The following is a 26,496-nucleotide window of genomic DNA, read 5'->3' as shown; positions in this document are numbered from 1 at the left end:
TAATGAGCATCCCCTATGATCCCGGAAAAACAACGTATTATTCGTCGGATTCAATCTGGTGGTTGTGCAATCCACTGTCAGGATTGTAGCATTAGCCAGCTTTGCATTCCTTTTACCTTAAATGAGCATGAACTTGATCAGCTTGATAACATTATTGAGCGTAAGAAACCTATCCAGAAAGGGCAAACATTATTTAAGGCCGGTGATGCACTAAAATCACTCTATGCCATCCGTTCTGGGACCATCAAAAGTTATACTATTACCGAAGAAGGTGATGAACAAATTACAGGTTTCCACCTTGCTGGTGATTTAGTTGGATTTGATGCCATCATTAATACTGAACATCCAAGCTTTGCTCAGGCTTTGGAAACTTCAATGGTATGTGAAATCCCATTTGAAACGCTGGATGATCTTTCTGGAAAAATGCCTAATCTCCGCCAGCAAATGATGCGTTTGATGAGCGGAGAAATCAAAGGTGACCAAGAAATGATCCTGTTACTTTCCAAAAAGAACGCAGAAGAGAGATTGGCTGCTTTCGTTTACAACCTGTCACGTCGCTTTTCACAACGTGGTTTTTCTCCTCGTGAATTTCGCCTAACCATGACACGTGGTGACATTGGTAATTACTTAGGCTTGACTGTTGAGACAATTAGTCGCCTACTTGGTCGCTTCCAGAAAAATGGAATTTTAGCTGTTAAGGGTAAGTATATTGCGATCGAAGATATGAATAAATTGTCAGAATTGGTTGGTAAAACTCTAGCTAATGTGTCCTGACGTTAGTTAAATTTTAAGCCAGATCACTATATTTTGCTGATCTGGCTTACTCTTACCCTGTTATAGTTGTCTATATTGGTTTATCTTCTGTATGAAAGAGGCATTCAGACTCTGCGAGGAACTCAATATGGCAAACTACCAAAATCTCTTGGTTGCGATTGATCCTAATCAGGATGATCAGCCCGCTCTAAGACGCGCAGTCTATATCGTGCAGCGCAATGGTGGGCAGATTAAAGCATTTTTACCGATTTATGACCTTTCATATGAAATGACTACCTTACTTTCTCCAGAAGAAAGAAATGCTATGCGCAAAGGTGTCATAGGCCAACGAATCGCTTGGATAAAACAACAAGCCCATTACTATCTTGAATCAGGTATTGATATTGAGATCAAAGTAGTTTGGCATAATCGTCCTTATGAAGCCATTATTCAAGAAGTTATTACTGAAAAGCACGACTTATTATTGAAAATGGCACATCAACATTCCCGATTAGAATCAATGATTTTTACTCCACTTGACTGGCATTTGCTACGTAAGTGCCCTTGCCCAGTCTGGATGGTAAAAGATCAAGTATGGCCAGAAAATGGTTCTGCTGCTGTTGCTGTTAATTTATCTAATGAAGAACCTTATCATAATGAATTGAATCTGAAATTGGTGCGTGAGACACAAGAACTTGCCAATCGAATTGTAAAAGACCCTCTGATCCATCTCGTTAGTGCCTATCCGGTAGCACCTTTAAATATTGCAACTGAATTGCCTGACTTTAACCCTAATGTGTATAATCAGGCATTGCGCGGTCAACATTTGATCGCCATGAAAGAATTGAGACAGAAATTCTATATTGATGAGCAGCAAACTCACGTTCGTGAAGGTATACCGGAAAAAGTCATCCCTGAAATATGTGATGAACTCAATGCTGGTGTGGTTGTTTTAGGCATTCTTGGTCGAACTGGATTATCAGCCGCGTTTCTTGGTAATACTGCAGAACATGTCGTCGATCGACTAAGATGTGATTTGTTAGCTATAAAGCCTGATGGATTTGTTTGCCCAATCAAGATAGATATAGAGTAACGTGTTTGCTCGTTGATAGATTGCCCGAACATTATTTCGGGCAATCATTAATAATATTTTTTAGGGTTTATCCAGTGCGCTGTACAATCCCGTCCATAAAAACGCAATCGCAAAACTTATTATCCCTGTCAAAAATTCAGATTTCTAGCGGCATTTCTTAGACGTTCATCTCCACGTCTATCATACTTTTGGGTTGTCGTGATGCTTGAATGCCCCATTGCATCTTTGATGGTTACAATATCTTCTCCGTTGTCCAGCATGGCTGATGCAAAAGTCCTGCGCAAATCATGTGGAGCAAATTTTTCTAATCCGCTTTCTATTCTACGGGTTTCAAGAATGTGATAGATGGCTTGATCTGATAAACGGCTATCGGTTACATCATCATGACGACGGATCCGGGTAAAAAGTGGACCAGAATGATCCCCACGCACTTCATCTATCCAGCTATTTAAACGTTCCCATGTCCCTTCTGGCATATAAGCTAATCGTTCTTTATTACCTTTCCCCATCACTCTTAATGCTTGTTCGCGACGAATAATATGCTTCATATCGAGTGAAACAATTTCTGAACGACGAAGTCCGCATCCCACAAGCACCCCAATGATAGCGGCATCACGTAACCCCTTTGTACTGATATCATTTTCGCAGGTAAAAAATAAAGTTTTTATTTCATAACGCTCAAGTGCCCTGCCTTTTGGTAATCGATTTCCCCTGACAGAACGCACTTGTTTTATATGTTGAAAATTGTCGGTGTCGAGTTGTTTCATTGACCATGCTTCCAATGCAACTCCTTTCAAGGCGGAAAGATAAGTATTAATTGTAGCGGGAGCTTTACCCGAATCTGAAAGCATTTCCATAATTGCTTGAATATGGTGGCGACGAAGTGCATGCCAGGTACAGTCATGTACATTTTGGTATCCCAACATTTTTGCCACGATGTCCAAAAATGATTTCATGGTCTTGCGACTGCGTTTTGATCCAAGGCTGACAAGATAGGCAATCGCGGGATTGTCATATATCTGTCTTCCTGATACTGAGAGCGACACCAGTGTACCCTGTTCTTGCTGTTGAGAATCGTTCGGCACAATTAGTGATGTTTTATCACCGCTATTTTCATGGTTGGACGGAACGGACATTTCCATTTTCCTATTCTTGATTTGATATATGGTTTGTTTTTTGTGCAAACCGGCCACGCTTTAGTGGTTACGCTCTGTAAAAATTACGGCTAATTACCCACGCCATCTTATTCAATAAATCTTACTTTTTCAAACGTATCTTTTAATAAGTAGAGTATTTTTGTCAAAAATACTCTATCTATCATCATAATTTTATTCTGGTAAGTATTTGTATTTTCTATATATTTATGAATTGATGGTTTTACCATCGCGGCAGTGCAATAAATCCCTCTTCTAGTCCATGAACCTCTATACCTTCCGGCATAGCTTCCCCGACAATTATCTGGCGGGGTATAGCCTGACGTTTTAAATCTGGGCGCCAACTTATTATTAATTGTCCATTGCTAGCGCGAGTTAACGCTGCTTCTGGTACAACAATTCCTTGTTCATTGCGATAAATAACAATATTGACTTTGGCACTCATTCCAGGTCTGATGGGATAATTTTGATTCATAGATGAAATCACTTTAATCACAACATCATAATAAATTGCAGATCCTGGTTTATCTGTACTCACGCTTTGCATTGCAATGGTTTCAATTTCTCCATCCAAAGAGTGCTCAGAAAACCCTTCGCCACTGATTTTTACTGCCTGCCCTTCTTTAAGTTTGGCGAGATCGGTTTCTTCTACCTGCGCCAGTACCTGATATTGGGTTGTGTCCATAATTTCCAATAATGGCATCCCTTCGGTTACTCTAACTCCTGTCTGAATCGTTAAAAGTTTCTTATTTTCTCCTTGTGCAGCCCTCAATATGACACCCGAAAATGGTGCTTTAATTTCTTTATGCAAGTATTGTTCTTGTAGCGCCTGATAACGGGTTGTTGCATTCTGAAGTTCCATTTCTGCAACGCGTACGTTATTAATGCTTCCCTTTTGTCGAATGGATGCAAGATCATCCTGTACTGAAGCAAGTTCTGTTAGTTGTCGGCGAAGTTGCTGCTGGAGAGTTTCCACTTCCATTTTTGGTACAATGCCCCGTGAAAACAGAGCTTGTGTTTTGGCGAGATTATTTTTTAGTTCTATAACCATGTGGTTTGCATTTTCGACATTTCTTCTGGCTCGGATCACTTCCTGGCTATTCTCCCAGTCATGTAATTGGTCAACGACTGATGAGGCTTTGATCATCTCAACTTGCGCTTGCCGAAGATCAATATCAATCTTTCGGGTATCAAGCGTCACTAATGTTTGACCTTCTTGCACCCACTGTCCTTCTTTGACCAAAATTTGTTTGATAATTGCGTCAAATGGAGCAGGTATAGTTTCAAGACGTGCAGATTGTAGATGGCCGACCAAACCAAGTCGTTTTTCTATAACAGCTTGTTTTACCTCAATCCATTGTACTGACTCCTGAGCTGGTGGTTGCTTTAAGGATAAAAAGGTAAAAAAACAAGCCGCCACAACAAGTATGCCAGCGATGGCCCATTGATAACGTTTAATCATTGAGTGTTATCCCCCAGCTTTCCAGTGTAGTGCCAAGAGTTTGATCCAGTTCAGCCTGAGCATTGAGATACTGAATAAGTGTGTTCAGGCGGGCATTTTCGGCATTTCTTAGGTCGGTTTCAAAACTCAGAACCTGAAAGTTACTGGATAGGCCAGCCTGTAATTTTTCCTGTTCAATTTCGAGTTTTTTCTGAGAAAGTGAGCTGGCTTTTATCGCTAATTGATATTCTTGCCAGCGTGATCCCGTATCACGGATTGCATTGATTATCTTTTGTTCCAGATTTGTTTTTGCTTCCTCCAAGTGTAAGGCTTGCTTCTGGACATTTACTTTAGCCTGAACTTCTGCTTGTTTCTGAGTTAGATCTCCAATTGGAATATCCAGTTGTATACCCACAAAACTTTCCCAGTTTCGGGCTTCAGAAGATGATGAACGTTGCTGAGATGCACCGCCAACCAATGATAAATCCCAGAGCCGATTATTTCGGGCCTGCAATAATTGAATATCTGCTGTTTTTGCAGAAAGCAATTGAATAAGGTAATCAGGCTGCTGAGCTTGTGCCTTTGCAATTGATTTTTCAATATTCAGACCTACATGCGTTCCTTTTAGCGTATCTGTAGCATAGATGGGAGTTTTGTGATTTAAGGCGAGTAACTTAAGCAATGCCAGCTTCGTGGAATGCACATTGTTTTCCGCCTCCTTTGCCGACAGTTCCTGCATGGCCAGATCAGCCTGAGTTTGTATTATATCTGTCTGGGCCATCCGGCCTGCATCAATCAACTCTTTGTTAATCTCGACTAATTTCTGCATACGCTTAAGAGAAGCGACTGATAATGATTGTTGCTCCTGAGCACGGAGTAATGCATGGTATGCGAAAATAATTTGCGTGATTGAATCAGAAATAGTCGCTTTTAAATTCAACCTATTGGTTTGTTCCTGGAGTTTAGCCAATAAGATCGGAGCATTATTGACATCGGTTCCTGCTGCCCGTAAAAGAGGCTGTACCACAGTAATGCTTGCGCCATCATTGTGAAAATTGTTTACCCCAGATCTCGTGTTTTCACGCGTCCAGGAAAGAGTAAAACGCGTTCCCAAAGGCGTAAGCAGTGTGGCATTCGGAGAAAGGTCAGTTTTCCTAAAATTTGAATCCTGATTTTTACCCGCAATGTAACGCCCACTCAGTTGTAGCTTTGGTGTAAATCGATCTTCTGCCACCCGTAAATCAAATTTCTGGGCGATACGATCCAGATAAAAGCTACGTATTGCGTAGTTATTTCTTAAACCAAGTGATATCGCATCACTCAACGACAAGCCTATAGCCTCTCCAGAGTCTTTCCGCCGCAGACTGTAATCAGGTTCTCGTTCCTGTTCAGATGAAGGCAGCCCTGTTTGAGGAAAAAGGAAAAACAAGGTCAGAGATCCACAAAGAAAATATTTTTTAATCATCACGTAATGCCTGTACGGGTTCCATTTGAGAGGCTTTATGTGCGGGATAAAAACCGGAGATAAGTCCCGCCATGATTGAACTACCTATTCCTAAAGGAATAGATAAAGGGGCTAAAGAAAATGACCAACCAGAATAGAGGACAAAAAGAAAGGAGACGATAACACCTGCCAGTGTTCCAAGGGTTGCGCCGGCTAAAGTCAATGCAGCAGCTTCATACAAAAAAAGGCGTCGGATATCCTGAGTTCTTGCGCCTAAAGCCATACGTAACCCGATCTCTTTTCGTCGAGCCGAAACGTTCATCAGCATCACATTTGAAATTGCGATACCACCGGTGAGCAGCGAAATACCCGCCAATCCGATCAACATAAAAGAAAAGGTTTTGTTTTGTTCTGTCTGCCCTTTCAGTAGTTGCTGGGCCACCCGAACATCAATATCAACCGCCGGAAACTTGCGCTTGAGCAATGCCAATAAATCCTTCGCATCGTCCTCTGTGGTTGCGGTTGTTATAGTGCGAGCGATGATGCCATTCAAATCAGTATTGGGTGAGATTTTACGCATGGCATTGATAGGCGCGACCACCACCGAATCCAGCGAAAAAGGAAAGATAGGGTTTTGCCCTTTTATAGCGAAAATACCAATGACGGTATATAAATAGTTACCAAGCTGAATCTGTTTGCCAAGTATACGGGATGGGTCTCCATCACCAAGGGTAACGGCAACTTCATTACCAATGACTACATAGGGAGAGAACTGATCATAATCAGTGATAAATCGGCCATAACGAAGTCGTAATTGCATGACTTCCTCAAGTTCCGCAGAAGAGCCTATTATGGTAAATGTTTCTGTTTTCCCGTTATAGCGTCCAGGCGAAGGGTAATAGATCCAGGGGGCTGCGGAAGATAAACCCGGAATAGCTGTTGTCAGGTCGGCCATTTTCATTGACTGGCTATCAATACCATGATTATAAGTGTTTAGATTTGCTGTAATGACATTGATATCAAGCCCGCTGAACATTTTCAACGCAGCAAGTGTGGCGTTATGTCCGGTATTAACAAATGCCACAACCGAAGCGCAACCAATAGCAATACCCGATAAAGCAAGTAGAGTACTTCTTCCCGTTGCCATTAAGTTACGCCAGGCTTCTCTCCATATCATTAGTACCGACATGCCATAGTTGTCAGATTGACGATGATCATGCATGTATTGTCATCCCTCTGGTTTCATGCAACTTTCATGCAACTGACCGTCAATAATGCGTAATTCGCGCTGCATATGGTTCGCAACCATAGCATCATGGGTTATTACGACCAGCGTCATCGCCTTGTCTGTATGAAGGGAAGAAAGTAGCAATAAAATTTCTTCTGCGGTTTGGCGATCCAGATTACCGGTAGGTTCATCAGCCAGCAGTAACGAAGGTTCTCCGGACAACGCTCTGGCGAGCGCCACTCGTTGTCGCTGCCCGCCGGATAGATCTGCCGGATAATGAGCCGCACGATGTGATAGGCCAACCAAATGTAGTTTTTCTCTGGCAGTTTTATGTGCTTGTGAAGCAGAAATACCGCGGTAAAGAAGTGGTAAAGCAACGTTCTCTGTGGCTGTCATGCCAGCTAACAAATGAAAACTTTGAAAAACAAAACCAATTTCTTTATTGCGCATTCTGGCTCTGAGATCAGTATCTGCTGTTGACATATCGATACCGCAGAGAAAATACTCACCTGAGGTGGGCTTATCCAGTAAACCAAGGATATTCAATAAGGTGCTTTTACCTGAACCTGATGTTCCGACAATAGCACAGCTTTGACCGGCATAAATTTGTGCCGTTATATTTTTTAGAATCGGTACTTCACCCTCTTCACCCTGTTGATAAACACGGGTTAACCGTTGCATATTGATAACCGGCGATATTGGTATTGTGGGATAAATCGAATTTATAGTATCCATTATTTTTATAATATCCCCTTGCTTTAATATCTATCTTTATGAAATAGATCCAATTTTCAACTTAATTAATAAGCGGATAATTAGATTGCATTAAATCAATATTGTTATTGTGTATGACATTGCAATTGCCTATAATTTATTCCCCTCATGCAAATAATAGCCAAATAATTATTGATCATAAATTATGATAATAGATATTATATTTCTAATCCAGAATATAAAAATACAATCAGTTTCTAAATTTTGAAATTGCAATGTCGCCAGGTGGTGATTTAGATTTAGCGTGCGTTATCAAATAAGACTTTATAAGTAATATATTTAAATGGCAAATTCTAAAATATAACAGGAGAATGTTTATGTTTAAGAAATTATTGACAGTTGGGGCATTAGTTGCAGGCATTGCATTAACCGGAGGAATTGGGACTGCATCGGCAGGAACTACGGCACTTGCTGCTACATGCCCATCTCAGGATAAATCACATAATGGTCGAGTATATTTGAGATATGTAATTAATCCTTATAATTCTTTTGCTAATACATTTACAAGTGATGGAATTAAATGGTATTTTCAAGGTCCTTCATTCCAGTGCTCATATAATGGAACTGTAGCTTGGGCTGCTCAATATAAAGGTAACTAAAAATAACAAGTCAAGATTATTATGAAGGAATAAAAATAAATTAACCCTTTAGAAAAATCATTATCATAGTAATGTATCAGAATTGGAGAAATTATTTTTTTAGGAGAAATCATATAGTGTTTTGGTATATTTGAGGTATGTAGTTAATCCTCAAGATGCTTTTGTTAATATATGTAATATGCGCTACATTCAATATATGAATGTAGCGCATTACATTTCAATTCTTATAAAAAAACTCCATTCACAGAGTAACACCAGATACCCAAACGATTTTGATGGCCGAACAGAGATAATATTTTTTGGTCACACCAATTTTTTTGAACTGGGTCTAAGTAAAAGTTACATACCTATGACATCCTAGTTGATACTTTTGTAATATTGGATAAAAAATATTAAAAATCAATCAAATAAAATAAAACTTCGATCCACCCAGAATTTTGGGTAGTTAAGGAGACACATATATATGCAACGTCCTACTGTTTTGAAATTATCATTGCAACCGCACGAGAATGAAATTCATCATCAAGAAAGCTTCAGGATGAAGTGGTTTTATAATAATCAAGGTGTTTCTTTTGTTAGCTATAATAATGAACAAATGAAGTGGCTTAATGAGGCAATGGAAGAAATAGAATCATCGTTGACAGGCCGTCAGTTGCTTCAGCGTATCGACGCAGCATTAAGAAGTAAACAGCTCAAGTTATCTATTCATCTCAGTACCCAGGATACAGGCGTTAAAGCACATAAAGATCATTACGCTGACAGTTATCTGGGAACGGGATCTGATTTTTATTGCAATCTTAGACAAAATAATCAAATGCGAGAGAACGAAAGGATAAGAGAAAATGCATGTATTGTATTTCATGAGCTGCTTCATGCTCTTCATAATCTAGAAGGAAGACGTCTCAAAAACAACGAGTTAGATCAAGGTTTCCACCCTCTCCTGCTTGAGGAAGCAAAAACAGTTGGCTTAGGGAAATACTCTGCTGAAAACCTTTCAGAAAACGCATTCAGATATGAAAAGGGATATCCCCGCAGAACCTTTTATCAACATTATAATGATATTACTATAAATGACGATGGTACTGTAAGAAAAGGACCAAGCAATCATATATCCAAATTACCACCTCTTTACTTTAAAAAGTAGATATTTAATCTTTGAAAGGACTCATTATTATTTGGATATCCCGTTAATACGACAGAACTGCAATAAATACACCAACGCCTACATTTCAACTTCAATCAAGGAAAAGAGCTTCGAGTTATAACCCGAAGCTCTTAGGATTTTGAGGTGGTTTGAGTTATAAAGCCCGAAGGATGGATTCTACACTTTCTTTCGCATCACCAAACAACATTTGTGTATTGTCTTTAAAGAATAATGGATTTTGTACTCCGGCATATCCCGTATTCATCGAACGTTTAAATACGATGACATTTTGTGCTTTCCAAACCTCCAAAACAGGCATGCCAGCAATAGGGCTTGAAGGATCTTCCTGAGCGGCTGGGTTTACAGTGTCATTGGCTCCTATAACTAAAACCGTATCCGTTCCAGAAAAATCGTCATTAATTTCATCCATTTCCAAGACAATATCGTAAGGAACTTTAGCTTCAGCAAGTAATACGTTCATATGACCTGGCAACCGTCCCGCAACAGGGTGAATGCCAAAGCGAACATTTATGCCCTTCTCACGCAATTTCGCTGTAATGTCATGCACAGGATACTGCGCTTGAGCAACTGCCATACCGTAGCCTGGAGTAATGATAACGGAAGTGGAATTTTTCAACAGTTCAGCGACATCTTCCGCGATTGTTTCTCGGTATTCTCCCAGCTCTTGATCATCACTTGAAGAATGCCCATCTGTGCCGAAACCGCCAGCAATGACACTGATAAAGGAACGGTTCATCGCCTTACACATAATATAAGAAAGGATTGCCCCCGAAGAACCCACTAAAGCGCCTGTGACGATCAACAAGTCATTACTTAACATGAAACCGGCTGCCGCAGCCGCCCAGCCTGAATATGAGTTCAGCATGGAAATAACGACCGGCATATCTGCCCCGCCAATCGAGGCCACTAAATGCCAGCCAAAAGCGAGAGCGATAACTGTCATCACCAGTAAAGTGAAGACTTGCAAGCCAACACTTTCTGTTTTGATAAAGGTGAACATTAAGATCAAGGAGACAACCAATGCTGCCAGATTAAGTTTGTGCCGATGTGGCAGCATCAATGGCTTGGATGAGATTTTCCCACGTAATTTACCAAATGCGACAACCGAGCCAGTGAAAGTTACAGCACCAATAAATACCCCAAGGAAAACTTCTGTCAGATGAATGTTTTCCATAATGGAGCTGGCAAAATTATCATGGGTGATAAAACTATTGAACCCAACCAGAACCGCCGCCAATCCGACAAAACTGTGCAGGATAGCTACCAATTCTGGCATTTCAGTCATCTCCACTTTTTTGGCAAGACGAATACCAATAACTGCCCCGATGACCATTGCTAAAATAATCCAGCCAATTTTGCCAGTATCAGGCCCTAAGATTGTGGCAACCAGCGCAATCGCCATACCAACGATACCAAAAATGTTACCGCGTCTGGCGCTTTCATGACGGGAAAGTCCGGCAAGGCTGCAAATGAACAAAATGGCGGCAACAATATAGGCTGCTGTCACTATTCCGTGCGATATTACTCCGTTCGACATAAGTTTTACCCCTTATCCTTTACGAAACATTTTCAGCATACGTTGAGTGACAGTAAAGCCACCGAAAATATTAATGCTGGCAATTAACACGGCAATAAATGAGAAGAAACTTACCCATCCCCCTTCACCAATTTGCAGTACAGCACCAACTACAATTATCCCTGAAATAGCGTTGGTGACGGACATTAATGGCGTATGCAACGAATGGCTGACATTCCAGACAACGTAATATCCCACCACACAGGACAACGCAAAAACAGTAAAATGAGATAAGAATTCTTTCGGTGCAACATGTGCTAACCAGCCATACAAAATTATTACTAGCGCGAGCGCTCCATACTTCAGCCATGGAGATTTGGGCTTTTCTGCTGGTTTCTCCTCTTTTTTTACTGATGTCGGCTTGGTAGTTATTGATTGCGCTGAAACCTGGATAGGTGGAGCTGGCCATGTGATTTCACCTTGTTTAATGACTGTGACGCCACGTACAACAACATCATCAAAATCAATGATGATTTCTCCATTTTTTTCTTTGCACAGTAGTTTCAGCAAATTGACTAAGTTTGATCCATAGAGTTGTGATGATTGGGTGGGCAATCGGCTGGGCAGATCGGTATAGCCAATAATTTTCACCCCATTTGCTGTAACGACAAGCTTATCGGCTTGCGTATATTCACAGTTACCGCCATTTTGGGCAGCCAAATCGACAATCACGCTACCAGGTTTCATGGAATCAACCATCTCTTTTGTGATAAGTCGTGGTGCCGGCTTCCCCGGAATCAATGCTGTTGTAACGATAATGTCTACTTCTTTTGCTTGTGCAGCAAACAGTTCCATTTCTGCTTTGATAAAAGCTTCTGACATTACTTTTGCATAACCGTCACCACTGCCTGCTTCTTCTTTAAAATTCAATTCTAAGAATTCAGCTCCCATGCTTTGAACTTGTTCTTTGACTTCCGGTCGTGTATCAAAAGCACGGACAATCGCACCCAAGCTACCGGCAGCGCCAATTGCCGCTAATCCGGCAACCCCCGCGCCAATAATCATGACCTTAGCTGGTGGTATTTTGCCTGCCGCTGTAATTTGCCCTGTGAAAAAACGACCAAATTCATGGGCGGATTCGACAATAGCGCGATAACCAGCAATATTTGCCATTGAACTGAGAGCATCTAAAGATTGTGCGCGGGAAATTCGTGGAACTGCGTCCATAGCAAGAACAGTTACCTTGCGTTCTGCTAATTTTTCTATTAATGCCGGATTTTGTGCTGGCCAAATAAAACTAATTAGTGTGGCACCTTCTTTCATTAAAGCAATTTCATCATCTTCAGGGGCGTTTACCTTTAAAATGATATCTGATTGCCAGACTTGGTGGATTTCCGCTATATCAGCTCCTGCTTTTTGATAAGCAACATCATCAAAACTAGCAAGTTGCCCTGCTCCTGTTTCAACTGTGACGTCAAACCCCAATTTCTGCAATTGCTCCACCGTTGATGGTGTGGCAGCAACGCGAGCCTCATTGGAAAGTCGCTCTTTTGGTACACCAATACGCATAATGTTTCCTTCTTTAAGAATGAAATATTGCTGATTATTACCTTGTTGAAGCCTATTTAACGATTAGATTGACTTTATTGCTGCTATCAGCAAAACCTATCAATAGAATACCAAATAGTAACTTTATGAAAATAATGTCAACGAATTATCATAAAATCAGAAAAACAAAATGACCTTTTAAGGTAAATAATTAGTTAAATTGTATAAATTACTACAATTAGTGAAATTCTTAGTGTCATATATTAAAAGCTAGTAACTGTTTCTTTAGAAGGCATAATTTATTGCGACAATTAGCATTATTACATGTAATAATTACGTTCTATGTGATGCATAACAATGTTCAGCACGTTATAAATATTTTAGTGCGCAAGGCGAAAGGATTTTTTATGAAGCTGAAGACAACGATCATCGCTACCGCGATGTTCTCATTAACCACGATAACCACTGCACATGCAGCTAAAGAATTAACTCCAGAGCAAGCGGCTGAGCTTAAACCCTTTGAGCGAATTTCAGTTACTGGTCGTTTTAATGCAATTTATGAAGCTGCGGATGCGGTTTCTCGTCAGGCAGATAAAAAAGGCGCTGACAGTTTTTACATTCAGAGTCTTGATGATCTTAATGGACGTGGTAATTTGCGTGTTGTCGCCGATTTATACCACAAAGATGCGGAAAAAGCAGATAAAACTCCTAACTATCGCATCTATCATGGCATCAAAGAGTTACCTAAAACTGAAGCCACTACTTTAGAGCCTTTCGATACTGTAACTGTTAATGGTTATTTCCCGACTGACCCTGACCTGAAAGAAGCTATCGCCAAAGCGGCTAAAAAGAAAAATGCGGCATCATTCTTCATTGTCCGTGATATTGCACCGAATAATGGTGGAAACCAAATAGTCACTGCATATGTTTATAAAGAGGATGCGCCGAAACGTAAAGTTCAGTCTAACGAAGCTGTGATCCCAGCCGATTCTGAAGCAGGACGTCAGGCTCTGGCACAAGGTGGAGAGGAAGCTAAGAAAGTCGAAATTCCAGGTGTTGCTTCTTCAACTTCAACAAGCAATGTGGTTGGTCGATTTTTTGAAACCCAGTCATCAAAAAGCGGTCGTTACACTGTAACTTTACCTGATGGCACAAAAATTCAAGAGTTGAATAAAGCATCCGCCGCTCTGATGGCTCCATTCGATTCCGTCACCTTTTCAGGTTATTACACTACCGCCCCTGAAGTTTCTTATCAGGTTGCTAAGCGTGCAGCAGAGAAAGGCGCAAAATACTACCATATCACACGGGAATGGCAGTCTAATGGTGGTAACGTTACCATCAGTGCAGATTTATTCAAATAATCATACATTATAGTTCAGCTATTCTTGGAAAAGGCACAAAGAATACTTGTGCCTTTTATGCATAAAATTTATATTTTTTTGCATAATAAACCATTGCATACAATCCTTTCACTCCGTAGAATCGCCCTGTTTTTGGATTTATCGACTAAAACGGTTCTGCAATCCATCGCATGGATGCAATCAATATCCAATATTGTTCGATATTCAGAACTAATGTTCTGGCTAATCGTGTCGATTATATTTTTTTAGGAACGTATCTTTGGAAAAGAAATTAGGCCTTACGTCTCTGACCGCACTGGTACTCAGTTCTATGGTCGGTGCCGGCGTATTCAGTTTGCCGCAAAACATGGCGCAAGTAGGCAGTCCCGCTGCATTAATAATTGGTTGGGGAATAACAGGCATAGGTATTCTCTTTTTAGCCACTTCCTTACTTTTACTTTCACGATTGCGTCCTGATTTGGATAGCGGTATTTTTACTTACGCAAGAGAGGGTTTTGGGGAGTTAGTTGGATTTTGTTCTGCATGGGGATACTGGTTCTGTGCCATTATTGCCAATGTTTCTTACCTAGTTATTGTCTTTGCCGCGTTAAGTTTTTTCACTGATACCGAACACTCAATAATTTTTGGTGATGGCAATACTTGGCAATCGTTAATCGGTGAGTCTATTTTACTTTGGTTTGTTCATTGGCTGGTATTGCGTGGTGTGCAAACGGCTGCGGGAATTAATTTACTAGCGACAATGGCAAAATTATTACCATTGGCCCTATTTATTATCTTAGCTGTCATCGCTTTCAAAACGGATGTGTTTTCTTTTGATTTCAGCGGCATTGAGATGGGCGTTCCTGTTTGGCAGCAAGTTAAAGATACGATGCTAATTACACTGTGGGTTTTTATCGGTGTTGAAGGTGCAGTTGTTGTTTCAGCCAGAGCCAGAAGACGCAAGGATATTGGTATCGCAACTGTACTGGCTGTGATTTCAGCATTAGGGGTATATGTGATGGTCACCCTGCTTTCATTAGGGTTAGTCACCAGACCTGAATTAGCGGTTATGCGTAATCCTTCTATGGCAACTTTAATGGTCGGGTTAATGGGTTCAGCGGGTGAAATTGTGATTGTTGCTGGTTTGATCATCTCTGTTTGTGGTGCTTACCTAAGCTGGACAATCATGGCAGCAGAAGTGCCATTTATCGCTTCCTTACATGGTTCATTCCCTAAAGTCTTCAAAAAACAAAACAGTAAACAAGCACCTGAATCATCACTTTGGATCACAAATGGTGCTATTCAACTCTCTTTGGTCTTAATTTGGTTAAGCAGCAGTAATTACAACACGTTACTTTCTATTGCTTCTGAGATGATCCTTGTCCCCTACTTTCTTGTCGGTGCATTTTTAGTGAAAGTTGCCTTTCAACGTGGTAGCCGTGCTTTACTCTTTATTGCTCTGGGTTCTTGTACCTATGGGTTATGGCTACTTTATGCTTCGGGACTCATGAACCTTTTACTTTCGGTAGTACTATACGTTCCTGGATTGCTGGTTTTTTTGTACGCACGCAGACAAAATCAGGAAAGAACGCCATTAACTATTAGAGAAAAATCAACTATTGTGGTTTTGTTTTTAATAGCGCTCCCGTCTACATGGCAATTAATGCACTAATTAGCTGTATCTTAAAAAGTTAAACTATTCCAAAGAATCCGGCCTTTGTGCCGGTTTTTTAATGTTCCATTGTTTGTTGACCTTTGGTGTGAAGACAGTCATCGCTTTTCCGGCGAAAATCATGGCTTAAAAAATATTGATTTGATATTTTAATTGTGGGAGTATGAGGCCGCTAAGTATAGCTACATATCAAACCAAACTGTCCAACAGAGCATCAGAATCCACTCTTATCCTTTATAAACCACTAACTTAAAATATTTGCTATAACTACTCCCTATTGCCTGTTACCTATTTATAAAAACAGGGAATTTGAGATTGAGAGAAAATTTATATTCTTTTGGAAGGATAATATTATGAAAAGAATAATTTTAATCTTATCAATAACTTTAGCTATCTTTTCTAGTTTCAGTGTAGGTATTGCAAATGCACAAGAAGCAAACATTGGATTCTTAAATCCCAATATTATCTACGCTTACGCTTGTGAAGGTAATACAGATTGCATAAAAAATTGTACAGATAAATTATGGTGGTCGCTTTTCCTGTTAGGTATGTGTATTTAATAAAATAATTTCAATAAATCTAGAAAGCATATAAGGCCCTACATAGTTGTATCTATGTGGGGCTTTGTTTGAATGTGGTAATAGTTTGACCGTTTCTTTTGCGTGTTATTCATTCTTGGTGGAATTTATTTTAGTGTTTTGGTTGCGTTTTTCAGATTGTTTTTTTGTTTGCAATTAAGTATGTTGTAACTAAAAAAGGATAAAAACAGATCATTTAAAAGCCAATCCATAAGAATTAATTCTGTTTTTACATCGAAATATTCTTCAAACATATAGAATCCGAACTATGTCAGGGTATTAGTCATAAAGATTTTATCAATTAAAAGTTAACTTTACGCAAATGTAATTCATTTTCATTTACCTTAAAAATAGATATAACATCTTACATAATCACAATAATTAGGTATAAAAATTAAAAGATAGATTTTGCGTTACAAATAAATAATAAATACATAATGTTTGGTTAAATTTTTAACAAATAAGCAAAATTAAAACGTATTATGTGTTTTGCATCATTTTTATTTTTACAAAATGTCAGTAATTAATAATTAATTTTATAAAACAGAATAAAAGCTCATTGAAGTTCAGAAAAAAAACTATGTTATGCATAACAATTCTATTAATCTTTTTCTAATAGCTGAAAACTTCAAATTATGAGATTAGTTAAGTTATTATTTTGATCTTTGTTAATTAATCGCTACTATATTTTTCACCTTATCTATTGATGAGGGAATATGAAAAGTTGTGTTTCGTTGTTTATCAGAAGTAAACCGTTTCGTTGCCGTATTTATGTACGGCATTAACATTAACCCAACAATCTGTTTCTCTGTCGAATAAGTTCGTCAGAAGTAGGATGAATTAAGAAATGAAAACCAAGTTAATTATTTCAACTTTATTTGTTTCATCTGTATTTATGTCCGCTACCCATGCTAATGATGGGAAAATTAAATTTACAGGCAAGATTACTGCTACTGCGTGTAAAATTGATTCAAATTCGGCTAACCAAACCGTAAATATGGGCACTATCAATTCAAGTTCATTAAATGGGTTAAATAGTACTTCTGCTGCTATCAGTTTTAGTATTAAATTGACTGACTGCCCGAAAGATTATAAACAAGCTCAGGTCAGATTTGACGGCCAACCGGACAAAAACAACAGCGGACTTTTAGCGTTAAACGGTAATGGAGGAGAGGATGCTGCCAAAGGTGTCGCAATTGCACTTTATGAAGATGACAGTCATACCCCAATCGATCTAGCAAAAAATTCACGTCCTCAATATTTCTCACAGAGAAAAGCAGAAGAATTGAAATTCATTGCCAAATACATGGCAACGGCTGATTCTGTGACTCCAGGTGCAGGTGACGCAGTCGCTAATTTCACTATTATCTATAACTAAAGGAAATTATGGCAGGGAAGCCAAAACAATATCACTCTGGTCTAAATATTGTTTGGAGCAACCACTTTGAAATATTTTCGCATTTTAATTTTTATCTGTATTTTCAATACGAACATCTCTTTTGCTGGCGTCGTCATTGGCGGCACACGGGTTGTTTATATTAGTGACCAGAAAGAAGCCTCTATTTCCATAGACAATCCAGAAACCGACATTTCTTACCTTATTCAATCGTGGATTCAAGGTGAGAATGATGAAATGAAAGCACCTTTTATTATCACTCCCCCACTTTTCAAATTAACAGCCGAGAATGAAAATGTTTTACGGATTGTTAAAATTGGTAATGCATTACCTGATGATAAAGAATCTTTGTTCTGGCTCAATATCAAGTCTATTCCTGCTACAAGCAAATCAGAACAGAATCAATTGCAAATCACGGTAAAATCACGGTTCAAGCTATTCTATCGTCCTGCTAACTTAGCAGACAATGCCGGTATTGCTTATAAGTCTCTAAAATTCAAAACCGATGGAGATAAACTCATTGCGGAAAATCCAACGCCCTACTATATCTCTTTTTCTGAGTTGACCACTGGCAATAATGTAGAAAACTACGAGATTAAATCTGCGGGAATGCTCCCTCCTTTTCAACAAATGACTTGGAATATTCCTATAAAAAATATCAGCCAAGTGACTTGGAAAACAATTAATGATTTTGGTGGCGTAACACCAGAAGAAAGACGCAAGTTGTAATTAAAAACTGATTGTAATGAAAAACTATATACCCAATAAACTTCAAGGGACAACCTGGAGAATAGCGGGTATATCAAAATAGAAATTTATTATGGATAACCATCGTCATTATCTTCAAAAAAATAATCCTGATAATTGGCCGTTATTTATCAGGCCAGGCTTGCATTGCCTATATTTTAGGGTGCCCCTCTGTGCATTGTTAACCACATCTCTTTTGATGTATAACAATAAGGCTCATTCGGAAGAGTATTTCAACATCAATGCGTTGGAAATCCATTCCGGTTTTGAAGATATTGATCTGTCTATCTTTACTCAAGATGATCAGCAACCTCCCGGACGCTATTGGGTCGATATCTATCTGAATCGGGAAAAAGTAGATACGAGAAATGTCGATTTTATTATCGTCAATAACAAGCTATCTCCCAAAATTAAGTTACAGCAACTCAGGAAAATTGGAGTAAATATTGAATCATTTCCCGCACTGCTTACTTTGCCACAAGAAACAGAACTTACTGATCTTGGAAAATATATTCCATCCGCATCGACATCTTTCGATTTCAAACATCAGCGACTGGACATCAGTATTCCCCAAGCAGCCTTAAATAGGCAGTCGAAAGATTATGTACCACCTCATTTGTGGGATCAGGGATTAACTTCCCTGTTGGTCAACTATAGCTATAGTGGCTCTATGGCTTGGCAGGATGATCAAGTAGGTTCAACAAAAAACCATTTTTTCAACCTCAGAACGGGTCTTAATTGGCAAGCCTGGCGTTTGCGAAATTATTCTACTTACAGTAGTCAAGACAGAAAATGGCAGAATATCAATACATACCTTCAGCGAGATATTCATGCACTGAAAAGCCAATTAATATTTGGTGACAGTTATACCCCCTCATTTGTTTTTGATGGCTTTCAGTTTCGCGGCATGCAACTGTCTTCCGATGACAATATGTTACCCGATAGTTTAAAAGGGTTTGCGCCGATAATTAGAGGAATTGCTCAAAGCAATGCCCAAGTAATCATCAAACAAAATGGTTATATTATTTATGAATCTTACGTTTCTCCTGGGCCTTTTATCATTAATGATCTCTATCCGACAACATCAACAGGAGATATAGAAGTCATTGTCAAAGAAGCTGATGGGAAAGAACATCGTTCTGTGCAAAATTTTTCCGCTGTACCGATTATGTTACGAGAAAATAGCCTGCGACATTCCCTGACGTTGGGAAAATACCAATCTAATTCTCATCGTGGAAAAGAACCTTATTTCATGCAAGGTACGGTGATTTATGGTATTTCCAATCGTGTCACTGCCTATGGTGGAGCCACGATTGCAAAAAATTATCAATCCATCGCCTTGGGTGCGGGCTATAGTCTCTCCAATTGGGGTTCCCTTTCCTTCGATGTGACTTCTGCCAAAACCAATTTAATGTCGAACGCCAACCATTATGGTCAATCCTATCGTTTCCAATATGCCAAAGATCTATCTCAGACAGGCACTAACCTCACTTTCTCCGGTTATCGTTACTCGACACGAAATTTTTACGATTTTAAAGAAGCGAATGAGTTGAATACTACAATCGATGGAAGGAGCAGTAATAAACGCAGTAAATTGCAGTTACATATTAATCAGTCCCTTGGGGATTGGGGAACCATTTATTTATCTGCTTTTCAACAAGACTATTGGCATCAGAAAGGCTACGAAAGAAATCTCAGTGCGGGTTATAACACAAGTTACAATTCAATTAATTATAGCTTAAATTATTCTCACAGCGCTCTCCCCGGTTCAAATCGCAATGAGCAAATTTTTTCGTTCAGTGTGCAAGTTCCTTTTGATCGGTGGCTGAAAAATAGCTGGGTAAGCTATAACATGACCAGCAACAAAAACAGTGATACGTCTCATCAAGTTAGTTTAAATGGTACAGCTTTTGAAGATAACAATCTGATTTATAGCATTCAGCAAAATTATACTGATCGTAATCAGAGTGTTGGCGGAAATATCAACGCAGAATATAAGGGAGCATATGGACAAGTCAGTGCTGGTTACAATTACGACAAATACTCCAGACAACTCACTTATGGTTTAAATGGTGGGATTGTTGCCCATCCATATGGCATCACCCTTTCCCAATCGTTGGGAGATACATCGGTATTAGTCCGTGCCAATGGTGCTTCAAACGTCAAAGTGCAAAATTACACTGGCATCAAAACTGACTGGCAAGGCTATGCCATTGTACCTTATGTCAGCAGCTATCGGAGAAACCGTATTGCACTGGATACTTATTCATTAGGCAACAACATTGATATTGATATCAATACGCAAGCTATTATTCCCACTCAAGGTTCACTGACACTGGCCAATTTCCAGACTCGCATTGGTTATCGTGTTTTGCTGACACTTTCCCATCAAGGTAAAGAGCTCCCATTTGGTGCAATTGCGACACTAGAAAAACAATCTGACATCGATGACACCAACAGCGTCATTGTTAGTAATGATGGACAAGTTTATTTCAGTGGCATTCCGAAATCAGGTCGGATATGGGTTAGATGGGGACACAAAACAGTACAAGAGTGTCGTGTCAATTATCGACTACCTGATGAAGAACCCATCTCAGGTTTGTATATGATTGAAGCTTCTTGCGAATAATCTCTTACAAATAGCAATGTCGACATATTTATTTGATATAAAACTAAAAAATAGTAGGTATTATTCTATGGTCAACAAATTAAAATTGTTATTGGTAAGTATATTATTCCTCATCGGCACGATGAGCAGTTTAGCGTATTCTTGCCAATATTCTGCAGGTTTTGTGGCCGGTATGACTCCGGTTTCTTTTGGTAAGATTACGGTTCCCAGAAATCATCCTATCGGGACAACTATCAAAGAAATACGTCTGGATCAGGTGGATGAGAAAGGTAATATCGCCCTCTGCGATACCTACCAGCCCACAAAATGGGAAAAACCTGATCTTACACCTGCGAACTACAACTCTGATGCCATTTATGAATCCGGTGTTCCGGGGGTTGGTATCCGCATTAACACGTGGGGAGCAGGTTATGGTATTGATTGGCTACCCAGAACAGCGACCTATCCATTTACTTGCCCTTCACCGCAACACTTGCAATGGAAAACACAATATTGCGGAAGATCATGGGGTTATTTAACAGTGCAATTGATAAAGATTGCACCAACAACCGGTTCAGGAGCTGTCAATTCGGCTAAACTGACTCGTGCTATGTTAGGTTACAATACCCATATTCATACTTTCTATTTGTCGAATACTTATATCATGACCAAAGGCTGTTCTCTCAATCGAAAGATGATTTCAGTCAATATGGGAGAGGTTAAAAAAAGTGATTTTCGAGGTATTAACAGTACCGCGGGAATGCAACATTTTGATATCGATATAAATTGTGATGCGAATGTGAATGTCGGACTGACGTTGGATGGAAGGTCTGCAAGCTGGAATACCCAAGATATCTGGGCATTGGATTATAGTGACAACGTCACGGCAAAAGGGGTTGGTTTACAGATACTATATCAAAATCGCCCCGTAACGATGCGTACTCCAGTTGTATCTGGCTCCACTCAGTCAGGTGGAAATATAACTATTCCATTGTATGCCCGTTATATCCAGACAGAATCAGATGTCAAACCGGGCAGAGCAGATGCCACAGTGACAATTACTTTTGTATACCAATAAATGAAGTCTATTCCCCTGCTTAGCATTTAGTGAGATTGTTGTTAAGTGGGGGTATTGGTTGTTTAAGTTTATAAGTATGTTGTAACTATAAAAAGGTTGTGGAATTTTTAGGTGCAAAGTAACGAAATTACGGGCAGCATAAACCATAACTGCCCCTACATATCACGATGCGATATTTTCCATCGCCTGTAATATACGCTTATCTGATATTGGATACGCAGTACCCAATTGTTGGGCAAACAGGCTGATCCGAAGTTCTTCTATCATCCAACGAACTTCTTTCACTTCCGGTAACGATTTTTGCTGGGCGGATAGTTTTGCCAACCATTGTTGCCATTGACGTTGGATATGCTCAATCCTGCTCATATGCGCCCTATCCTTGTTAGGATCTACCGCCAATTTTTCCAATCGACGTTCTATGCCATTCAAATAGCGCAAAACATCAGCCAGACGTTTCCAACCGTGGGAAGTCACAAAACCATTAAAGACCAGGCCAGAAATTTGTTCTTTGATATCGGATAGAGCCAGTGCGAGAGAGATATCCACCCGCCCTTTCAGGCGCTTGTTGATATTAAAGACTGCTGTCAGGATCTGCTCCACTTGTTTGGCAATATCCACCACTGCGTCATTCAAATTGGCACGAATTTTATCATGCAAACTAGAAAATGCCTGTTCATTCCAGACTGGCCCGCCATTTTCTGCGATCAATTTATCAACGCCACAGGAAATACAATCATCAATCAAATCCAATACTTTTCCATAGGGGTTGAAATACAGCCCCAGTTTAGATTTGTTCGGTAATTTTTCATGCAAATATTTAATCGGTGACGGAATATTCAGCAACAACAGACGACGCGTTCCTTCCCACATTGCATTTTGCTGTTCTGATTCGGTTTCGAACAATTTTATGCCGATACTGTCCTTTTCATCCACTAATGCCGGAAATGCCTTAACAGAATAGCCTCCGCGTTTCTGCTCATAACATTCAGGCAATGTACCAAAGCTCCAGATATGCAATCCATTTTGTTCTATGCCATCATCTGCAACCGCCGATAGCGTTTCCTGAACTTTTTCTTTCAATTTCAGTTTCAGTGCTGACAGATCTTTGCTTTCCGCTAACGGTTTATTTTTTTCACCCGTTTTCTTTTCCCCAATAATGCGGAATGTGATCTTTAAGTGATCAGGGACTTGTTCCAACTGCCAGTCATCACGTGACACTGTCACCCCAGTCATGCGACGTAACTCTTTCTCAAGGCTATCCAGTAAAGGAGCCTGAGGTTGTGTCACACGCTCCAGAAATGCCTGTGCATAGTTAGGTGCCGGAACAAAATTACGGCGGATTGGTTTTGGCAATGATTTAATCAACGCAACAACCAATTCATGACGAATTCCCGGAATTTGCCAATCAAATCCTTCATCTTTGACTTGATTCAACACCGGTAAAGGAATATGCACTGTTACGCCATCGGCATCAGTTCCTGGTTCAAATTGATAACTCAAACGGAATTTCAAGTTACCTTGAAACCAGTAATTTGGATAATCCAACGCACTGACTTTATTTGCATCCCCCTTGATTAGCATACTTTTTTCAAAGTTGAGCAATTCCGGCTGCTCGTTACTGGCAACTTTCCACCAGCGGTCAAAATGACGTGATGAAACAACGTCTTTGCCAATACGCTGATCGTAGAAACTGAACAAGGTTTCATCATCCACCAGAATATCCCGTCGCCGAGATTTATGTTCTAGTTCTTCAACTTCTTCACGCAATTTCAAATTAGCGCGGAAAAATGAATGACGGGTTTGCCAATCACCTTCTACCAATGCATGACGGATGAATAACTCGCGGCACAACATGGGATCGATTCGGCTGTAATTTACCAGACGACCTGTCACAATCGGTAAACCATACAAGGTGACTTTTTCCATAGCCATTACCGCTCCTTGAGACTTCTGCCAGTGTGGTTCACTATAGTGCTTTTTGATTAAATGGGTAGCCAATGGCTCTACCCATTCTGGCTCGATGCGCGCGGCAATACGTCCCCACAAACGGCTGGTTTCCACCAATTCAGCCACCATCGCCCATTTTGGTGGTTTTTTAAATAACCCAGAGCCAGGAAAAACAGAAAAACGGGCATTACGCGCCCCAGTATATTCTTGTTTATCCGTGTCCTTCTGCCCAATGTGAGATAACAACCCTGCCAACAAGGCAATATGAATGCTGCGATAATCTGCTTCCTGACTATTAATCGGCAAACCAATTTCTTTCACAACTTGCCGTAACTGGGTATAAATATCCTGCCATTCCCTAACACGAAGATAATTCAGATAATCTTGCCGACAAAGTTTGCGGAATTGGGAACTGGAAAGCGCTGTTTGCTGTTCCATCAGAAAGTCCCATAACCTCAGGAAGGCGATGAAATCTGAATCCTTATCCGCAAAACGACGATGTTTTTCATCAGAAGCCTGCTGCTTTTCCAACGGTCTTTCCCGTGGATCTTGAATCGACAATGCGGAAGCAATGACCATCACTTCACGCACGCAGCCATGAGCCTTGGCTTCCAGCACCATACGCGCCAAACGGGGATCAATAGGCAACTGAGCCAATTGCCTCCCTATTGGGGTTAACCGATAAGCTCCCTCTGACAATGACTCCGGATCGATAGCGCCTAACTCTTCCAACAGGCGAACCCCATCCTGGATATTACGTTTATCCGGGGCTTCAACAAATGGGAACGCACTGACATCTCCCAAACCAATGGCTGTCATTTGCAAAATAACGGAAGCCAGATTGGTACGCAAAATTTCAGGATCAGTGAATTCTGGACGTGACAAAAAATCCTCTTCCGCATAAAGACGAATACAAATGCCGTCCGAAACACGGCCACAACGCCCTTTTCGTTGATTAGCAGATGCCTGCGATATCGGTTCTATCGGCAGGCGCTGTACTTTGGTGCGATAGCTGTATCGGCTAATACGTGCAAAACCTGTATCGATCACGTATTTTATGCCTGGTACAGTCAGCGACGTTTCTGCCACATTGGTTGACAAAATAATTCGGCGACCAACATGAGGCTGAAAAATTCTGTTCTGCTCGCTGTTAGACAACCGAGCAAAAAGTGGCAAAATCTCAGTATGTGGGAAATTTTGCTTATCGAGAGCATCCGCCGTATCACGAATTTCTCGTTCACCGCTCATGAATACCAATATGTCACCAGAGCTTTCACGCCCTAATTCATCCACTGCATCAATAATTGCTTCAAGCTGATCGCGATCACTGTCATTATCACCACCAGCCACGGGACGATAACGCACTTCTACCGGATAAGTACGTCCAGATACTTCAATAATCGGGGCTTTATTAAAATGACGGGAAAAGCGTTCAGGATCTATGGTTGCAGAGGTAATAATAACTTTCAAATCTGGTCGTTTTGGCAGCAATTGACGCAGATAGCCGAGGATAAAATCGATATTCAAGCTACGTTCATGGGCTTCATCGATAATTAACGTATCATATTGCAATAACAAACGATCTTGCTGCAATTCTGCCAATAAAATACCGTCAGTCATCAATTTGACCAGCGTATTTTCACTGACCTGATCATTAAAACGAACTTTATAACCGACCGTCGAGCCAAGCGGCGTTTCCAGTTCATCTGCAATGCGGTTAGCAACCGAACGCGCTGCCAAACGACGGGGTTGGGTATGGCCAATTAGCCCTTTGATTCCCCTTCCCAATTCAAGGCAAATTTTAGGGATCTGAGTTGTTTTACCTGAACCGGTTTCCCCGGCAATGATAACAACCTGATTATCCCGAATGGCTTTATAGATATCATCTTTCTTTTGGCTAACCGGCAGGTTTGCAGGATATTGAATCGAAGGACATGCAGCCTGGCGATTGATGACTGTCTGTTTTGCAGTCGCTATATCCGCAGCGATAGACTGTACTACAGCCTGCAAGGAGACTTGATTCTTAATTTTTGCTGCTCCATGCAAACGCTTTTTTAAACGGAACTGATCACGCAGCGGGGTGTGATCAAGTTCAGAGAATAATTCAGCAAATGGTACTGTCAAAGGTGATTCCACGTGATAAATCCTTGTGACGTTTTTTAACTAAGTAGCGCTGTCTTTGCAGGCTCAGAGGATTATTTTTTATGACATAACGATATTAGAAGTGTAACATATCTTGTGCAACCCTATGTACTCCATATATATCCCCCTCCCGAAAACTGCTACATACTAATGATAATTGTTACCCGTATTGATTCAATGAATTTGAATGAATATATCAAAATATTGAGCTATTGATTGAACAATCCCCGATATAAAATATGCCACACAATCAATATTATCAACGAAGTTGTT

19 protein-coding genes are annotated in these 26,496 nt (G+C 40.2%); 11 read left to right on the top strand and 8 right to left on the bottom strand.

Going from position 1 to position 26,496, the window contains the following annotated elements; translation table 11 throughout:
* Positions 1–15 precede the first annotated feature (15 nt).
* Complete coding sequence (locus Xish_RS16585; protein ID WP_099118934.1) at positions 16–774, top strand: FNR family transcription factor; 759 nt, start codon at positions 16–18, stop codon at positions 772–774.
* Between the two features lie 127 nt (positions 775–901).
* Entirely contained in the window at positions 902–1,846 is a 945-nt protein-coding gene (gene uspE / locus Xish_RS16580; protein WP_099118933.1) for a universal stress protein UspE, read from the top strand.
* Between the two features lie 128 nt (positions 1,847–1,974).
* Here uspE and Xish_RS16575 read toward each other — a convergent pair whose 3' ends face one another.
* The 5 genes from Xish_RS16575 to Xish_RS16555 all read right to left on the bottom strand — a co-directional run bounded on the left by Xish_RS16575 (position 1,975) and on the right by Xish_RS16555 (position 7,848).
* Positions 1,975–2,982, bottom strand: coding sequence for a tyrosine-type recombinase/integrase (locus Xish_RS16575; protein WP_244186190.1), 1,008 nt, complete (start codon positions 2,980–2,982; stop codon positions 1,975–1,977).
* Positions 2,983–3,223: 241 nt separating this feature from the next.
* Positions 3,224–4,462: an HlyD family secretion protein gene (locus tag Xish_RS16570; RefSeq protein ID WP_099118931.1), complete on the bottom strand. Its 1,239-nt coding sequence runs from the start codon at positions 4,460–4,462 to the stop codon at positions 3,224–3,226.
* A complete protein-coding gene (locus Xish_RS16565) occupies positions 4,455–5,906 on the bottom strand; it encodes a TolC family protein (protein WP_099118930.1) in 1,452 nt (483 codons plus the stop codon). Before Xish_RS16565 ends, Xish_RS16570 begins: the two co-directional genes overlap by 8 nt.
* Positions 5,899–7,107, bottom strand: a complete 1,209-nt coding sequence (locus tag Xish_RS16560) for an ABC transporter permease (RefSeq protein WP_099118929.1) — start codon at positions 7,105–7,107, stop codon at positions 5,899–5,901. Before Xish_RS16560 ends, Xish_RS16565 begins: the two co-directional genes overlap by 8 nt.
* 6 nt (positions 7,108–7,113) lie before the next feature.
* On the bottom strand, positions 7,114–7,848 hold the full coding sequence (locus Xish_RS16555) for an ABC transporter ATP-binding protein (protein WP_099118928.1): 735 nt from the start codon (positions 7,846–7,848) through the stop codon (positions 7,114–7,116).
* A 356-nt stretch (positions 7,849–8,204) separates the two neighbouring features.
* Here Xish_RS16555 and Xish_RS16550 point away from each other — a divergent pair, with 356 nt between their 5' ends.
* Both Xish_RS16550 and Xish_RS16545 read left to right on the top strand, forming a co-directional pair.
* Positions 8,205–8,486 (top strand): LCI fold-containing protein, encoded by a 282-nt coding sequence (locus Xish_RS16550; protein WP_099118927.1) that lies wholly within the window; start codon positions 8,205–8,207, stop codon positions 8,484–8,486.
* Positions 8,487–8,949: 463 nt separating this feature from the next.
* On the top strand, positions 8,950–9,630 hold the full coding sequence (locus tag Xish_RS16545) for a M91 family zinc metallopeptidase (protein WP_099118926.1): 681 nt from the start codon (positions 8,950–8,952) through the stop codon (positions 9,628–9,630).
* Between the two features lie 154 nt (positions 9,631–9,784).
* Here the strand turns inward: Xish_RS16545 and pntB are convergent, their stop codons facing one another.
* Both pntB and pntA read right to left on the bottom strand, forming a co-directional pair.
* The gene (gene pntB / locus Xish_RS16540; RefSeq protein WP_099119127.1) at positions 9,785–11,173 is read right to left on the bottom strand and encodes a Re/Si-specific NAD(P)(+) transhydrogenase subunit beta; all 1,389 of its coding nucleotides are present in this window, start codon (positions 11,171–11,173) and stop codon (positions 9,785–9,787) included.
* Positions 11,174–11,200: 27 nt separating this feature from the next.
* Positions 11,201–12,736 (bottom strand): Re/Si-specific NAD(P)(+) transhydrogenase subunit alpha, encoded by a 1,536-nt coding sequence (pntA, locus tag Xish_RS16535; RefSeq protein WP_099118925.1) that lies wholly within the window; start codon positions 12,734–12,736, stop codon positions 11,201–11,203.
* 386 nt (positions 12,737–13,122) lie between these two features.
* Here pntA and ydgH point away from each other — a divergent pair, with 386 nt between their 5' ends.
* The 7 genes from ydgH to Xish_RS16500 all read left to right on the top strand — a co-directional run bounded on the left by ydgH (position 13,123) and on the right by Xish_RS16500 (position 22,134).
* Positions 13,123–14,076 (top strand): DUF1471 family protein YdgH, encoded by a 954-nt coding sequence (gene ydgH, locus Xish_RS16530; protein ID WP_099118924.1) that lies wholly within the window; start codon positions 13,123–13,125, stop codon positions 14,074–14,076.
* Between the two features lie 259 nt (positions 14,077–14,335).
* A complete protein-coding gene (locus Xish_RS16525) occupies positions 14,336–15,727 on the top strand; it encodes a basic amino acid/polyamine antiporter (RefSeq protein WP_099118923.1) in 1,392 nt (463 codons plus the stop codon).
* 353 nt (positions 15,728–16,080) lie between these two features.
* On the top strand, positions 16,081–16,287 hold the full coding sequence (locus Xish_RS16520; protein ID WP_099118922.1) for a hypothetical protein: 207 nt from the start codon (positions 16,081–16,083) through the stop codon (positions 16,285–16,287).
* Positions 16,288–17,152: 865 nt separating this feature from the next.
* Positions 17,153–17,683, top strand: a complete 531-nt coding sequence (locus Xish_RS16515; RefSeq protein ID WP_099118921.1) for a fimbrial protein — start codon at positions 17,153–17,155, stop codon at positions 17,681–17,683.
* A 48-nt stretch (positions 17,684–17,731) separates the two neighbouring features.
* Positions 17,732–18,430, top strand: a complete 699-nt coding sequence (locus Xish_RS16510) for a fimbrial biogenesis chaperone (protein ID WP_244186188.1) — start codon at positions 17,732–17,734, stop codon at positions 18,428–18,430.
* Positions 18,431–18,521: 91 nt separating this feature from the next.
* Positions 18,522–21,077: a fimbria/pilus outer membrane usher protein gene (locus tag Xish_RS16505; protein WP_099118920.1), complete on the top strand. Its 2,556-nt coding sequence runs from the start codon at positions 18,522–18,524 to the stop codon at positions 21,075–21,077.
* A 67-nt stretch (positions 21,078–21,144) separates the two neighbouring features.
* Positions 21,145–22,134, top strand: a complete 990-nt coding sequence (locus Xish_RS16500; RefSeq protein WP_244186186.1) for a fimbrial protein — start codon at positions 21,145–21,147, stop codon at positions 22,132–22,134.
* Positions 22,135–22,296: 162 nt separating this feature from the next.
* On the opposite strand, the gene hrpA is transcribed toward Xish_RS16500, so the two are convergent.
* On the bottom strand, positions 22,297–26,217 hold the full coding sequence (gene hrpA / locus Xish_RS16495; RefSeq protein ID WP_099118918.1) for an ATP-dependent RNA helicase HrpA: 3,921 nt from the start codon (positions 26,215–26,217) through the stop codon (positions 22,297–22,299).
* Positions 26,218–26,496 lie beyond the last annotated feature (279 nt).

This window comes from Xenorhabdus ishibashii (genome assembly GCF_002632755.1).
Lineage (GTDB): Bacteria > Pseudomonadota > Gammaproteobacteria > Enterobacterales > Enterobacteriaceae > Xenorhabdus > Xenorhabdus ishibashii.
This window is presented reverse-complemented; position numbering and strand designations above follow the sequence as displayed.

Bases quoted from the DNA above. Each gene is read 5' to 3' on its own strand.
- ydgH (WP_099118924.1), top strand. From the start codon at position 13,123: ATGAAGCTGAAGACAACGATCATCGCTACCGCGATGTTCTCATTAACC.
- Xish_RS16555 (WP_099118928.1), bottom strand. From the start codon at position 7,848: ATGGATACTATAAATTCGATTTATCCCACAATACCAATATCGCCGGTT.
- Xish_RS16545 (WP_099118926.1), top strand. From the start codon at position 8,950: ATGCAACGTCCTACTGTTTTGAAATTATCATTGCAACCGCACGAGAAT.
- Xish_RS16565 (WP_099118930.1), bottom strand. From the start codon at position 5,906: ATGATTAAAAAATATTTTCTTTGTGGATCTCTGACCTTGTTTTTCCTT.
- Xish_RS16560 (WP_099118929.1), bottom strand. From the start codon at position 7,107: ATGCATGATCATCGTCAATCTGACAACTATGGCATGTCGGTACTAATG.
- pntA (WP_099118925.1), bottom strand. From the start codon at position 12,736: ATGCGTATTGGTGTACCAAAAGAGCGACTTTCCAATGAGGCTCGCGTT.
- uspE (WP_099118933.1), top strand. From the start codon at position 902: ATGGCAAACTACCAAAATCTCTTGGTTGCGATTGATCCTAATCAGGAT.
- Xish_RS16520 (WP_099118922.1), top strand. From the start codon at position 16,081: ATGAAAAGAATAATTTTAATCTTATCAATAACTTTAGCTATCTTTTCT.
- Xish_RS16515 (WP_099118921.1), top strand. From the start codon at position 17,153: ATGAAAACCAAGTTAATTATTTCAACTTTATTTGTTTCATCTGTATTT.
- Xish_RS16575 (WP_244186190.1), bottom strand. From the start codon at position 2,982: ATGTCCGTTCCGTCCAACCATGAAAATAGCGGTGATAAAACATCACTA.
- Xish_RS16550 (WP_099118927.1), top strand. From the start codon at position 8,205: ATGTTTAAGAAATTATTGACAGTTGGGGCATTAGTTGCAGGCATTGCA.
- Xish_RS16505 (WP_099118920.1), top strand. From the start codon at position 18,522: ATGGATAACCATCGTCATTATCTTCAAAAAAATAATCCTGATAATTGG.
- Xish_RS16585 (WP_099118934.1), top strand. From the start codon at position 16: ATGATCCCGGAAAAACAACGTATTATTCGTCGGATTCAATCTGGTGGT.
- Xish_RS16500 (WP_244186186.1), top strand. From the start codon at position 21,145: ATGGTCAACAAATTAAAATTGTTATTGGTAAGTATATTATTCCTCATC.
- Xish_RS16570 (WP_099118931.1), bottom strand. From the start codon at position 4,462: ATGATTAAACGTTATCAATGGGCCATCGCTGGCATACTTGTTGTGGCG.